This is a genomic window from Janibacter sp. HTCC2649, from assembly GCF_000152705.1.
In the GTDB taxonomy this organism is placed as follows: Bacteria; Actinomycetota; Actinomycetes; order Actinomycetales; family Dermatophilaceae; genus Knoellia.
The window spans coordinates 573479-586423 of record NZ_CH672413.1 but is presented as its reverse complement, the minus strand read 5'-3'; the positions used below and the strand labels follow the sequence as shown (position 1 = coordinate 586423).

Genomic DNA, 12945 nt, shown 5'->3' with positions numbered 1-12945 from the left:
CGTGCCCCTGACGGACGCTCGTCGCTGCACTCCTCATGTCCGTCAGGGGCACGAAGACGGTTCTCAGGGAATCTGGAGAGCCCCGAGGACGCGGTTGATGGGGTTCGTGATGCCGTAGGTCGACGCCAGCAGGCTCAGCAGGCGCGTGTCCGCGACCTTGGTCGGCAGCGAGATGTCGGTGTCGGCGACCGGAGCGTCGCGTGCAACGCGCACCACCCGCGGTGCGACATCGAGGTATGCCGCAGCCGCCTCGAGGTTGGCCCGTCGGGCACCCTTGATGGCCGGGTCCCCGTCAGCGACCGCCTTGCGCAGTCCTTCCAACGATCCGTATGCCGCGATGAGCTGGGCCGCTGTCTTGTCGCCGATGCCCTTGACCCCCGGAAGGCCGTCGCTGGTGTCCCCGCGCAGGATCGACATGTCCAGGTAGGCGTCGCCGTTGGGCACTGCGTACTTCTCCTGCAGGTACGCCTGAGTGCCCTGATCCGGCTCTCGCACACCGCCTTTGCCGGTGTACAGCACGCGCACCGAGTTGGCGTCGTCGATGAGCTGCAGCAGGTCGCGGTCGCCGGTGACGACGTCGATGGCCATCGATCCGCGGTGCCGTTCGACGAGGGTGCCGATGACGTCGTCGGCCTCGAACCCGTCGGCGCCCAAGCGAGCGATACCGAGCGCCGCCAACGCGTCAGCGATCAAAGGAACCTGGGGCGACAGGTCGTCGGGCAACTCTTCGATGGCCGTGTCGGCAGAGGCTGGGTGCGCCTGGTCGGGAACGGCGCCTGCGGCGACGTTGACGGAGTTCTTGGCCGAGCCAACCGGCTCACCGACCCGGTGGGCCTTGTAGCTCGGGATGAGGTCGACCCGGAACTGGGGGCGCCAGTCGTTGTCCCAACAGGCGACGAGATGCGTCGGCTGGTGAGCGGTGGTGAGCGTCGCGATCATGTCGAGGAACCCACGCAGCGCGTTGGTTGGCGGCTCGTCGGACGAGGATCGCTGGTCCGGCACTCCGAAGAAGGCACGGAAGTAGAGCGAGGCGGAGTCCAGGAGCAGCAGCCGTTCCGAAGTCATGCCCGTCACCCTAGTTGCGCCACCGTGACACTCTGCCTCAGAACGAGCCGGCGACGGTGCCGATCAACCAGAGCACGCCCACGAGGAGCAACAGGGCGCCCAGGAGGACGTCCCAAGTCGTCCTCGGCGAACCTCGTCCGATCCGCACAACCCGCACGACGAGAGTCACGGCCACGACCAAGGCACTCAGTGGGGCCACGACGATGGCGCCCGCGAAAGCAGCGAGGTCATGAGGGGTGAGCGTGCACCCGAAACCGAGCCCGGAGCACTGCCCGCCAGGATTCGTGTCCGGTGCCGTCGTGAACCAGAGGAGCCACGCTGCCCACAGAGCCACCAGGACGATGAGGACGACGAGGGATCCGCGCGGGCGGCGACGCGTCTCGGCTGTTGTGGTCATGACAGAGCATCGTGCCCTGTTGTGACTACTGTTGGCGACGTGGAGGACCTTGACCGCAAGATCGTGGAGCAGCTCTCGACCGATGGGCGCATGAGCTACACCGACCTCGGACGCGCCCTCGGCATGTCAACCTCCGCTGTGCACCAGCGCGTTCGCCGCCTCGAGAAGCGCGGCGTCATCAAGGGCTACACCGCCCGGGTCGACCACGCCGCCGTCGGGGTGGCCATCACGTCGTTCATCTCGATCACGCCGCTCGACCCCGCGGCACCGGACGACATCCCCGATCACCTGCGCGACATCCCCGCGATCGAGGAGTGCCACTCCGTCGCGGGCGACATGAACTACATCCTCAAGGTCCGGGTCGCCACACCCCTCGAGCTCGAAGAGCTGCTTGCGCGCATTCGCGCCGCGGCCAACGTCTCCACCAAGACCACGGTCGTTCTCTCCACTCCCTGGGAGTAGGCCCCCGCTCCGCTGTGGAAAACCCGGCGGCCGTCATCGCGATCTCCGGCACGATCCCGGCATGACCTTCGAAGACCTGCCCCATGACCTGCGCGACCTCTCACTCGATGACCCCGATCTGCGCGCCGACGTGGTCGACCTGTTCGTCGGCTACTTCGACCGCCTCGACGGGTGCTTCGCCATCGTCCTGCTCGATGACGCACACCGGATCGTCCAACCGGTCCTCATCACCGAGATGGGGGAGGCCGACCCGCCAGCTCTGGCCATACCGGTGCGAGCACTGCTGACCGAAGCCCGACCACAGGCGATCATCGGGGCGCTCGGACGCACCGGGTCCCCGTTGTTCACCGACACGGACCGTGCCTGCCACCAGGTCCTGGTCGACCTCTGCCGGGACCTCGAGATCGAGCTGCTCGGTGCCTACGTCGCGACGGACAACCTCGTTCGAGAGCTGCCCGACCACCTGAGGATGGCGTCCTGACTATCTCGCGATCGGCCCCGTCTTCGCGCGTGTGACTGCGACGAGGTCGCTGGGCGAGAGCTCGAGATCCAACCCTCGGCGCCCACCGGACACGAGCACGGTTTCGTGTTCGTGCGCGGAGGAGTCCACGACCGTCTGCAGTGCCCGCTTCTGTCCGATGGGGGAGATCCCGCCGACGACGTAGCCCGAACTGCGCTCTGCCGCAGCGGGATCGGCCATGGCGACCTTCTTGACACCCAGCGCACTGGCCATCGCCTTGAGGTCCAGCGTGCGATCCACCGGCACGACGCCCACGGCCAGCCCTGCGCCGGTGTCGACGAGGAGAGTCTTGAGGACCCGACCTGGTTCGACGCCCAGCGCCTCGGCGGCTTCGAGCCCGAAGGACTCCGCCGCGGGGTCGTGCTCATAGGCACGGACGGCATACGCAATCCCGGCGTTGCCCAGCGCAACGGTCGCCGGAGTGCCCACCGAGCCACCGCGTTCCTTGCGTGCCATGACAGGCGAGTATGCCGTGTGGTCAGGCCTTGGTGGTGAACGTCCGCGTCAGGGCGGCGGCACCGGAGAGCACCACGACGACGAGTCCGTAGATGGTGGCCGTCGTCTCGAGGCCCAGTCGGGGAGCGGCGAAGCCGGCGGCCACCGCGGGGAGGCCGAAGGCGAGGTAGCTGACGACGAAGACGCTCGAGAAGAGCTCGCCGCGCTGGTCAGGACCGACCGTGTTCGAGATCGACCGCATGATGCCGAGGAAGGAGGTGCCGAAGCCCGACCCTGCCACCACGGCCGCGAGCAGGAAGCCGGTGAGCGACTCGGCGTGCAGTGCGACCAGGGTGAGTGCCGTCCCGAGCGCGAGCATCGTCGTGCCGTAGATCGTGATCTGTCGGGGTGTGCGGTTGCGGAAGAGGAAGGAGCTGAGCGCACCGGTCCCCGTGAGCACGGCCACGACGGAGCCCTGGACGAAGTGCGAGCGACCACCGAGGAGCTGGCCGACGATCGGCGCACCCAGGGACAGGTAGAGCCCACCCGTGGCCCAGCCTGCAAAGAGAGCCGGAGCGCTCCGTCGGAAGGCCGGACGGGCCGGAGCAGGGATCCCCACCCGCGGTCGAAGGGATCGACGCCAGCCCTCGTGGCGCGGCGACGTCTCAGGGAGCGCAAGGGCGCCCAGAGCCATGACGAGGTAGACCACGGTAAGGGTCGCGAAGACGATCGTCAGGGCAGATACGGGGGAGGAGTCGAGGACGGCACCGCCGATGAGGGCGCCTGCGGCCAGGCCGAACAGCGGAGTCACGCTGTTGAGAGTCGCGCCGAGGCCGGGCCGGGAAGCGGGTTCGAGGTCGGCGACCGCTGCCGTCATCGTCGACATGAGCAGACCGGCTGCCAGGCCCTGGACGGCGCGAGAGATGAGCAGGGTCGTGACGCTGTCGGCGTGCCAGAAGCCGACCATGCTCCCGGCGAGGACGACGAACCCTGCGGCGAGCACCGGTCGACGGCCGATGTGGTCGGAGAGCGACCCGGTGACCAGCAGCGTGGCGAGCAGCGCCAGCGCGTAGACCCCGAAGATCGTCGTCATGGTGCCTGCGGAGAACCCGATCTCCGCCTGGAGCACCGGGTAGAACGGTGAGGGGGCGCTCGCACCGACCATGAGGGCAACGACGGACGTGAGGGCCAGGGTGAAGCCCGCACCCCTTCCGAGTCGACGCGACGACGACGCTCTGGTGGGCGACACCACGGGGTCAGTGCTCGTCTCGTGGCTGGTCTGGATGCTGCTGGTCGCGCTCATGACGGGCCTCTCGGAGGAAACAATGGTTCGAAAGATATCGAACTGTGGTTTCGCCCCGGACATTCCCGGTGTCCAGTATTTGGTTCGACTATTATCGAACCATGACCGCCAACCAGGTGCTGCCCCATCCCGTGATCGGGGACGTGGCCCTCACCGACGTCCTCTTCGCGTTGAGCGATCCCGCCCGGCTGCAGATCGTGCGTGACCTCGCCGAGGGCCCGCTCGAGATGGCCCAGTGCGGCGCCACGAACCCCGCCCTGCCGAAGTCGACGAAGTCGCACCTGATGAAAGTCCTGCGAGAAGCGGGCGTCGTGCGCAACGAGCCCCTGGGGCGGGGGCGGCTGGTGTCACTGCGCCGCGAGGAGCTCGACGACACCTTCCCCGGACTGCTCGACAGCGTCCTGAACGTGCCGAAGGCCTGACCCTCAAGCGGAGGGTCAGGCCTTCGGCGTCAGTCGCTCAGAGCAGGTCGCGCGCAGACGCCTCGCGGCTCGCACCCGCGCCCGCGAGCGCTGCGGCGTGGACCTGGTCGACATCGGTGTTGGAGTTCCACCACTGCCGCCCGGCCTCGGGCAGCGTGTAGATCGGGTCGTAGTAGACGTACTCGCGCGACAGCGCCTGCTCGTCCGAGCCCTCGATGGACGTGCGGTAGTTCTTGCGCCAGAACGACATGCCCTTGTCGCGATCGTAGGTGTCGACCTGGTGGACCCAGCGCTTCCCGACGAACGGGACGTCGCAGACGATGCGCGGCGTCGCGAAGCCGGGGAGGTAGCCCATGATCGAGTGCTGCAGGTGCTGCGCCTCGTGCAGGGCGAGCCGCCAGTGCTCCGAGAACGGGATCATGTCGCACATGTAGAAGTAGTACGGCGTGATCATCGCTTCGTCCTGCAGGGCGAAGCAGAGGTCGAGCAGGTCCTTGCTCGTGTCGTTGATGCCACGCATGAGGACGCCCTGGTTGCGCACGTCGCGCACGCCCGCTTCGAGCATGGCCTTGGACGCGTCGGCGACCAGGGGAGTGACGGACTGCGCGTGGTTGACGTGCGTGTGGATCGCGAGCGACACGCCACGAGAGCGTGCGAGAGCGGAGACCCGCGCGACGCCCTCGACGACGTCCGGCTGGAGCCAGTGCTGCGGCAGACCCATGAGCGCCTTGGTCGCGAGGCGGATGTCGCGGATGTTGTCGATCCGCATGAGCTTGTCGAGGAAGCCCTCGAGGTTCTTCCACGGCATGTTGGCCACGTCGCCACCGGAGACGACGACGTCGCGCACCTGCGGGGTCCGCTGCAGGTAGTCGAGCATCGCGGCGTGGCGGTCGACCGGCTTGCCGGCGAGCTTGAGCTTGACGATCTGCGCGGTCGAGTTGCCGACGAGGTCCATGCGCGTGCAGTGGCCGCAGTACTGCGGGCACGTCGGCAGCATCTCGGCCAGCACCTTGGTGGGGTAGCGGTGGGTCAGGCCCTCGACCGCCCACATGTCGTGCTCGTGGAGGCTGTCACGCGCGGCGAACGGGTGCGAGGGCCAGTCGGTGCGCCGGTCGCTGAAGACAGGGAGCATGTAGCGACGCACCGGGTCGGCGAGGAACGCCTCAGTGAACGCCGCGCCGGCAGCAGGCATCGAGCCGTCGGCCCACGACATCTCGCTGACCATCGTGTTCATCATCTGTGGCGGGACGAGCATCGACATCGTGGCGCGCTCGACCTGGTCGCGTTCGAGGTCGGCGTAGAAGTCCTCGGTGAGGAGGTCTCCCATGAGCTCGCGCAGCTGGGCAACGTTCTTGACGCAGTGCGCCCGCTGCCACTGGGCGCTGGCCCATTCGTCCTTCGTGACCTGGCGATACCCGGGGAAGCGGGTCCAGTCGGGCTCGACGAGCTCGCGACGCCGATAGACGTAGGGCTGCTCGATGTTTGTCGTCATGCATGCGAGGATACGGATAGACCACTCGCAAGTCATCTTCATCCCGCAATATTTGTTGCCCAGTGTTGTCAGACAGGAGAACTTCCCGTGCGTGGAACGTCACCGGTGAGCACGACGAGCTCTCCGTTCGGAGTGCACAGGGTCCTCGAGCCGGTCGGAGAATCGCTGCCGCAGGCCGCGCGTGTCCTCGATCCCCGCCCGGAGATCTGGCCCGACGAGGTGCGCATCGACATCGAGACGCTCAACCTCGACGCCGCGTCCTACCGCCAGCTCCACGACAAGCACGCGGGTGACGGCGCTGCGATCCGCAGCGAGGTCCTCGCGATCGTGGGGGAGCGGGGCAAGATGCAGAACCCCGTCACCGGCAGTGGCGGCATGCTCATCGGCACCGTGGCCGAGGTCGGGCCCGAGTCGACCCTGGGACTCACGGCCGGCGACCGCGTGGCCACCCTCGTGTCGCTGTCGCTCACGCCGCTGGCGATCACCGACGATCTGGCGCGCTGGGACGGACTGGGGGAGCGGGTGCCCGCACAGGGTCACGCCATCCTGTTCGGCCGCTCCATCGCGGCGAAACTCCCCGCGGACCTGTCACCCGAGCTCGCGCTCATGGTCATGGACGTCTGCGGCGCACCCGCGCTGGTGGCCCGGACGGTCAAGGGGTATGCCGCCCGCTCTGGGTCCGCTGACACCTCACCTTCCGTGGTCGTGCTCGGAGGAGCCGGCAAGTCCGGTTCGTTGTCCCTCGCCGCGGCTGCCGACGCCGGCGCCACCCGCCGAGTGTCGGTCGTGCGCGACCAGAGCGAGGCCAACCTCCTCGAGGGCACGGGCCTCGCGACCCACGTCGTCATCGCCGATGCCCGCAACCCGCTCGGGCTCACCGAAGCGCTCGCGAGCGTCGGCGGTCCGGCCGACCTCACCGTCGTCTGTGTCGACGTCACCGGGTGTGAGCAGCCAGCGATCCTGGCGACCGCCGAGGGTGGCACGGTCATCTTCTTCTCGATGGCGACGAACTTCGCTGCAGCAGCGCTCGGCGCCGAGGGCCTGGCTGCCGACGTGACCATGCTGGTCGGCAACGGTTACGTTCCCGGACACGCGGCATACGCGCTCGAGCTCATTCGCGGCAACGCCGCGGTGCGTGACCTGTTCGAAGGCCGACTCACCCAGGAGGACCACGCGTGACCCCGCTGCTCGAGCTCGACAAGGCCGATGTCCGACGTGCCCGCGCCCTCGCGCGCAAGGTCGGCAAGCCGGTCGTCGACATCGCCAACAAACACACGACCGTGTCGGTCGAGCGCGCCACGCTGAGGCTCGCGGGCCTCGCTGGCGCCGACCACGAACGCGTCCCGTGGGTCAACCACCTCGTCGACGCCGTGCGAGAGAGCGCGGGCCTCGAGCATGGCGTCACGCTCCCGGTCTGGGACGCGCTCCGCCGTGGACTCGCACCCGACCTGTTGACGTTGGCCCAGATGGCGAGCAGCCGTTCGGTCGAGTTCCGCATCCCCGAAGGCAAGGACGCCACAGCGGCAGCCAAGCAGTCCCGCGCGGCGGTGGCACGCGGCATACGCACCATGGACAAGCAGCGCGTCGCGCGCGAGCGGCTCGTCAAGCGCCACGGCGACCCGAAGCAGCGACCCTGGATCTATCTCATCGTCGCCACCGGCGACATCTACGAGGACATTCCGCAGGCGCAGGCGGCCGCGCGCGAGGGTGCCGACGTCATCGCCGTCATCCGCTCGACCGGGCAGAGCCTGCTCGACTACGTGCCCGAGGGTGCGACACGCGAGGGGTATGCCGGGACCTATGCCACCCAGGAGAACTTCCGGCTCATGCGCGCCGCGCTCGATGAGACGAGCAAGGAGGTCGGTCGCTACATCCGGCTGACCAACTACGCGTCCGGGCTGTGCATGCCCGAGATCGCCGCGCTCGCGGGCATGGAGCGGCTCGACATGATGCTCAACGACTCGATGTACGGCATCCTCTTTCGCGACATCAACCCGATCAGAACCTTTGTGGACCAACGGTTCTCGCGTCAGGTGCATGCGCGCGCCGGCATCATCATCAACACCGGTGAGGACAACTACCTCACGACGAGCGACGCCGTCGAGGCCGCCCACACAGTCACCGTGAGCCAGCTGCTCAACGAGTACTTCGCCAAGGAGGCCGGCCTCGAGGACTGGCAGCTCGGGCTCGGGCACGCGTTCGAGATCAACCCAGACCTGCACGACTCGTTCCGGATGGAGCTCGCGCACGCCCTGCTCGCGCGCACCCTCTTCCCGGACGCACCCCTGAAGTGGATGCCGCCCACCAAGCACATGACGGGTGACGTCTTCAAGGGCAACCTGCTCGACGGCTTCTTCAACCTCGTCGGTGCACTCACCGGCCAGGGGATCCTCCTCGTCGGGATGATGACCGAGGCCGTCGTCACGCCCTGGATCTCCGACCGTGACATCGCCCTGCAGAACGTGCGCTACGTCCTCAACGCGGCCGGCGGACTGACCGAGGACTTCCACCCGCCGCGCAACGGCTTCATCCAGACCCGGGCCCGCCAGGTCCTGGGGGAGGCGATCGACCTGCTCCAGCAGATCACCGACGAGCCCGGCAAGGCGCCCCTGCTCGAAGCCATCGCCGACGGGACCTTCGGCGAGATGAAGCGGCCGGCCACAGCAGGCAAGGGCCTCGACGGTGTCATCGTGCGCGCCCCGGGCTACGACAACCCCGCGATCACCCTTCTTGAGACGGGAGCCACCCGATGAGCGTCACGGACATCCCCCAAGTCATCCGGCCCTACGGTGACCAGACCGGCGACGGCATGGTCCAGGTCTCCTTCACCCTCCCGATGGCCAGCAGCAAGCGGGCGGAGGGTGCCGCCCTCCAGCTCGCCAGCAAGATGGGCATCGAGCCGGCGATCGTCGTGCACAGCAAGGCCATCGGCGACGGGTTCACCTTCTTCGTCGTCTACGGATCGGTCAAGCACCTCGTCGAGCCGCACCTCGTCGAGGTCATCGAGCGCGAGTTCCCGCTCCTGTCCGGCAAGGAGATCAACACGGCGATCAAGAAGCAGCTGCGTCGCAAGCTCGTCGTCGTCGGTGCCTGCATCGGCACCGACGCCCACACCGTCGGCATCGACGCGATCCTCAACATCAAGGGCTTCGCCGGGGAGAAGGGTCTCGAGTACCACCGCGAGATCACCGTCGTGAACCTCGGCGCCCAGGTCCTCATCCCCGAGCTCGTCGAGCGCGCCCGCGAGGCCAGGGCCGACGCCGTCCTCGTGAGCCAGGTCGTCACCCAGCGCGACGCCCACATCCACAACACGACGGCGATGTCGGCCGCCTTCCGCGAGGCCTTCCCGGCCGGCAAGGTGCCGCTGCTCGTGGTCGGCGGGCCCCGGTTCGAGGAAGGGTCGGCCGGCAGCCTCGGCGTCGACCGTATCTTCGGTCGCGGCACGACACCCGGCGAGGTCGCGAGCTATCTCGTCCACGCCCTCGTGCCACAGCGTGACGCCGACCGCCAGGCCAAGGGAGCATGACCCCATGACCACGTCGAACGCGAGTGAGGGCCAGAAGGTCACCCACCGCCGCTACGTCCCCTACAGCCACGCGCACTACGCCGGCAACCTCGTCGACGGCGCCTACTCGCTGGCCGCCTTCGGTGACGTCGCCACCGAGATGTGCATCGTCACCGACGGCGACGAGGGGCTCTTCGCGTCCTACAGCGACGTGCAGTTCCTCGCTCCCGTGCGCGCCGGCGACTGCATCGAGATCGAGGCCACGCTCGTGCGCGTCGGTACCCGCAGCCGCGAGATGGACTTCGTCGTGCGCGTCGTCACCCGGGGCACTCCCGAGCGTGGCGAGTCCGCGGCCGAGGTCCTCGACCCGCCGATCGTCGCCACGACGGCCCGCGGTGTCGTGGTGGTGCCACCCCGCTGAGGTTGGTGACCTACGGTGGCTGCGTGCCACCCAAGATCCCGTATGCCGTGCGCCTCGTCGGTGCGATCCTTGCCGGGATCCTGCTGTGGTTGGCCTTCCCCGAACACAACCTCTGGTGGCTCGCGCCGATCGCCGTTGCCCTCCTCGGAGCCGTGACGCTCGATGTCGGCGCCAAGCGCGGTTTCGGACTCGGTGTGGTGGCTGGCTGGGCGTTCTTCGTTCCCGTCCTCTCGTGGTCCGGGGTCTATGTGGGCAAGCTCCCCTGGGGCGCCCTGGCCACGCTCGAAGCGCTGTACTTCGGCGTCATGTGCGCCGTGGTCGGCTACGTCGGCCAACGTCTCCGTCCGCGGTGGGGGGACGCCGTGTATGCCGTGATTCCCCTGGCGTGGGTCGCCCAGGAGCTCGCCCGCGGGACGACACCCTTCGGCGGATTCCCCTGGGCCAGGCTCGCGTTCAGCCAGGCCGACAGCCCGCTCGCGAACTGGGCTCAATGGCTCGGAGCACCAGGCGTGACCCTTGCAGTCGCCGTCGTGGGCACCCAGCTCCTCATGGCTGCCGCGGCATTGCGTCGGCACCCGCGCGAGTCAGCCGCCATCGCGGCCGTGACCGTTGCCTGGGTGGTCCTGGTCGGTTTCATGACCCCGTCCGTCGACGGTCAGCGCGTCACAGTGGGACTGGTCCAGGGCAACGTGCCGCACGCCGGCCTCGACTTCAACGCCGAGCGTCGCGCCGTCCTCGACAACCACGTCCGGGGCACGGAGCTCCTCGCGGAGAAGGCGAAGACGGACCTGGGGGAGCGGGTACCCGGGCCGCTCAGCCTGGTGGTGTGGCCCGAGAACGCCTCGGACATCGACCCCATCCGCAACGCCGACGCCGCGGCCCAGGTGCAGCGCGCCGTCTCAGCGGTCGGGGTGCCAATCATCGTCGGGGCCGTGCTCCAGGAGCCGGCGCCCAAGGTCTCGAACGTCTCGCTGTTCTACCAGCCCGGGGGAGCGGAGCCCGAGCGCTACGTCAAGAACCACCCCGTGCCCTTCGCCGAGTACATCCCATACCGCTCCTTCTTCCGCAACTTCAGCGACAAGGTCGACCTCGTCACCAAGGACTTCGTCCAGGGCACCCAGCTCGGCGCCTTCAAGGTCGATGCGCCGACCGGCAGCTACTGGGCCCTGCCGACGATCTGCTTCGAGGTGGCCTATGACGGCCTCATGCGCGACTCCGTGACCCAGCCCGGGAAGGACGCGAGCCTCCTTCTCGTCCAGACGAACAACGCCACCTTCGGCTACACCGCGGAGTCGGAGCAGCAGTTCGCCATCTCCCGGATCCGCGCGATCGAGCACGGCCGGTCGGTGGTGCACGTGTCGACCGTCGGAGTCTCCGGCTTCATCGCCCCCAACGGGGCGGTCACGGGCAAGACCGGCCTCTTCACCGCCGAGCAGGGAATCGGCTCCGTCGTGATCCGCGCCGACCGGACGGTCTCCGATCAGCTGGGGCCGTGGCCGGAGCGCCTCGCCACTGTGGTGCTCATCGCCCTCGTCCTTGCGGCTGGCCTGCGCGGTCGACGGGATAGGGTCGAGCAACTTGATTCGGCACCATCCACGAAGGACCACGTTGACTGAACGTCCCCCTCTCGACCGCGTTGTCGTGCTCATCCCGACCTACAACGAGCGCGAGAACCTCCCGACGATCCTTGACCGGGTCCGCCGAGCCGTGCCGGAGATCGACGTCTGCGTCCTCGACGACAACTCGCCCGACGGCACCGGTGCCCTCGCCGACGAGCTCGCCGAGGCCGACGACCGGATCCACGTCCTGCACCGAGCCGGCAAGGAAGGTCTGGGCGCGGCATACCTCCACGGTTTTGCCTGGGCCCTGGAGCGCGGCTACGACGCGCTCGTCGAGATGGACGCCGATGGCTCGCACCGGCCCGAGGACCTGCGCCGCATGCTCGAGGCGGCCGAGGAGGCTGACCTCGTCATCGGATCGCGGTGGGTGCCCGGCGGCGAGGTCGTCAACTGGCCCGCACACCGCAAGGTCCTCAGCGTCGGCGGCAACATCTACACCCGCATCGTGCTCGGCATGCACGTCAACGATGCAACGGCGGGCTACCGCGTCTACCGGGCAGAGGCCCTCAGGCAGCTCGATCTCGCCAGCGTCGAGTCCGCCGGCTACTGCTTCCAGGTCGACCTCACCCGTCGCGCCGTCCAAGCGGGCCTCGTCGTGGTCGAGGTCCCGATCACGTTCGTCGAGCGCGAGCACGGCGAGTCCAAGATGGACCAGAGCATCGTGCGAGAGTCCCTGACCCGCATCACGGTCTGGGGAGTGCAGCGTCGCGCCGACCAGGTGAGGGAACGGCTGACGCGCCGTGCGCGTTGGCACAAGTTGTGACACACCCGATCGGCTCCACCCCTTATGCGCGACGGCAGAAGCGCCCTCGTTGGCTCGTGTTCGTCCTGGTCGGCCTCGTCCTGACCCCGATCATCGAGATTGCCGTCCTCATCGCCGTGGGCAAGACCATTGGTCTGGGCTGGACGATCCTCGCGCTGCTGTTCCTCACCCTCCTTGGCACGTGGCTCGTGCGCCGCGAGGGTGCGCGCACCTGGAAGGCTCTCCGAGAGGCCTCACAGACGGGCCGCATGCCGAGCCGCGAGATCGCCGACGGGGTGCTCGTCCTCATCGGTGGCGCGTTCCTGCTGCTGCCCGGCTTCGTCAGTGACATCATCGGGCTCTTCTTCGTGCTCCCGTTCACCCGGGTCTTCGCACGGCGCCTCCTCGAGGCCTTCGTCGCCAGCCGGGTGCTCGTGCGCATGCCGTTCCCGTCAGGTGCGGATGGTCAGTCGTCCCCGGGCGCGCAGGGCACGATCCGCGGCGAAGTCGTCGACTGAACCACCCGGCATACCTGCTGGGCGGTTCACCGTCAGGACATCAC

At 68.4% G+C, this 12945-nt stretch carries 15 protein-coding genes; 10 read left to right on the top strand and 5 right to left on the bottom strand.

Going from position 1 to position 12945, the window contains the following annotated elements:
• Positions 1 to 63 precede the first annotated feature (63 nt).
• Together JNB_RS02835 and JNB_RS02830 are read right to left on the bottom strand one after the other, a co-directional pair.
• Complete coding sequence (locus tag JNB_RS02835; RefSeq protein ID WP_009774889.1) at positions 64 to 1065, bottom strand: 5'-3' exonuclease; 1002 nt, start codon at positions 1063 to 1065, stop codon at positions 64 to 66.
• Between the two features lie 37 nt (positions 1066 to 1102).
• On the bottom strand, positions 1103 to 1462 hold the full coding sequence (locus JNB_RS02830) for a hypothetical protein (RefSeq protein ID WP_009774888.1): 360 nt from the start codon (positions 1460 to 1462) through the stop codon (positions 1103 to 1105).
• 39 nt (positions 1463 to 1501) lie between these two features.
• Here JNB_RS02830 and JNB_RS02825 point away from each other — a divergent pair, with 39 nt between their 5' ends.
• Both JNB_RS02825 and JNB_RS02820 read left to right on the top strand, forming a co-directional pair.
• Positions 1502 to 1924, top strand: coding sequence for an Lrp/AsnC family transcriptional regulator (locus JNB_RS02825; RefSeq protein ID WP_009774887.1), 423 nt, complete (start codon positions 1502 to 1504; stop codon positions 1922 to 1924).
• 61 nt (positions 1925 to 1985) lie between these two features.
• Positions 1986 to 2405, top strand: coding sequence for a hypothetical protein (locus JNB_RS02820; RefSeq protein ID WP_009774886.1), 420 nt, complete (start codon positions 1986 to 1988; stop codon positions 2403 to 2405).
• Here the strand turns inward: JNB_RS02820 and ybaK are convergent, their stop codons facing one another.
• Positions 2406 to 2900 (bottom strand): Cys-tRNA(Pro) deacylase, encoded by a 495-nt coding sequence (ybaK, locus tag JNB_RS02815; protein ID WP_009774885.1) that lies wholly within the window; start codon positions 2898 to 2900, stop codon positions 2406 to 2408.
• A 22-nt stretch (positions 2901 to 2922) separates the two neighbouring features.
• A complete protein-coding gene (locus JNB_RS02810; protein WP_009774884.1) occupies positions 2923 to 4182 on the bottom strand; it encodes an MFS transporter in 1260 nt (419 codons plus the stop codon).
• 101 nt (positions 4183 to 4283) lie between these two features.
• Between JNB_RS02810 and JNB_RS02805 the strand changes: the two genes are divergently transcribed.
• On the top strand, positions 4284 to 4604 hold the full coding sequence (locus JNB_RS02805) for a helix-turn-helix transcriptional regulator (protein ID WP_009774883.1): 321 nt from the start codon (positions 4284 to 4286) through the stop codon (positions 4602 to 4604).
• Between the two features lie 37 nt (positions 4605 to 4641).
• Here the strand turns inward: JNB_RS02805 and JNB_RS02800 are convergent, their stop codons facing one another.
• A complete protein-coding gene (locus tag JNB_RS02800) occupies positions 4642 to 6096 on the bottom strand; it encodes a KamA family radical SAM protein (RefSeq protein ID WP_009774882.1) in 1455 nt (484 codons plus the stop codon).
• A 105-nt stretch (positions 6097 to 6201) separates the two neighbouring features.
• Here JNB_RS02800 and JNB_RS02795 point away from each other — a divergent pair, with 105 nt between their 5' ends.
• From JNB_RS02795 to JNB_RS02765, 7 genes are read left to right on the top strand one after another with little or no spacing between them, the layout of a single operon-like run.
• The gene (locus tag JNB_RS02795; protein WP_009774881.1) at positions 6202 to 7275 is read left to right on the top strand and encodes a Zn-dependent alcohol dehydrogenase; all 1074 of its coding nucleotides are present in this window, start codon (positions 6202 to 6204) and stop codon (positions 7273 to 7275) included.
• Positions 7272 to 8849: a lysine 5,6-aminomutase subunit alpha gene (locus JNB_RS02790; RefSeq protein WP_009774880.1), complete on the top strand. Its 1578-nt coding sequence runs from the start codon at positions 7272 to 7274 to the stop codon at positions 8847 to 8849. Before JNB_RS02795 ends, JNB_RS02790 begins: the two co-directional genes overlap by 4 nt.
• Positions 8846 to 9622 carry an OAM dimerization domain-containing protein gene (locus JNB_RS02785; RefSeq protein ID WP_009774879.1) on the top strand — a complete coding sequence of 259 codons (777 nt, stop codon included), beginning with the start codon at positions 8846 to 8848 and terminating at the stop codon, positions 9620 to 9622. The genes JNB_RS02790 and JNB_RS02785 overlap by 4 nt, the downstream gene beginning before the upstream one ends.
• 4 nt (positions 9623 to 9626) lie before the next feature.
• Positions 9627 to 10022 (top strand): hotdog domain-containing protein, encoded by a 396-nt coding sequence (locus tag JNB_RS02780; RefSeq protein ID WP_009774878.1) that lies wholly within the window; start codon positions 9627 to 9629, stop codon positions 10020 to 10022.
• A gap of 23 nt (positions 10023 to 10045) precedes the next feature.
• Complete coding sequence (lnt, locus tag JNB_RS02775) at positions 10046 to 11638, top strand: apolipoprotein N-acyltransferase (protein ID WP_040884131.1); 1593 nt, start codon at positions 10046 to 10048, stop codon at positions 11636 to 11638.
• Positions 11631 to 12404, top strand: coding sequence for a polyprenol monophosphomannose synthase (locus tag JNB_RS02770; RefSeq protein WP_040883531.1), 774 nt, complete (start codon positions 11631 to 11633; stop codon positions 12402 to 12404). The genes lnt and JNB_RS02770 overlap by 8 nt, the downstream gene beginning before the upstream one ends.
• Positions 12401 to 12901 carry an FxsA family protein gene (locus JNB_RS02765; RefSeq protein WP_202795213.1) on the top strand — a complete coding sequence of 167 codons (501 nt, stop codon included), beginning with the start codon at positions 12401 to 12403 and terminating at the stop codon, positions 12899 to 12901. Before JNB_RS02770 ends, JNB_RS02765 begins: the two co-directional genes overlap by 4 nt.
• The last annotated feature ends 44 nt before the right edge of the window (positions 12902 to 12945 follow it).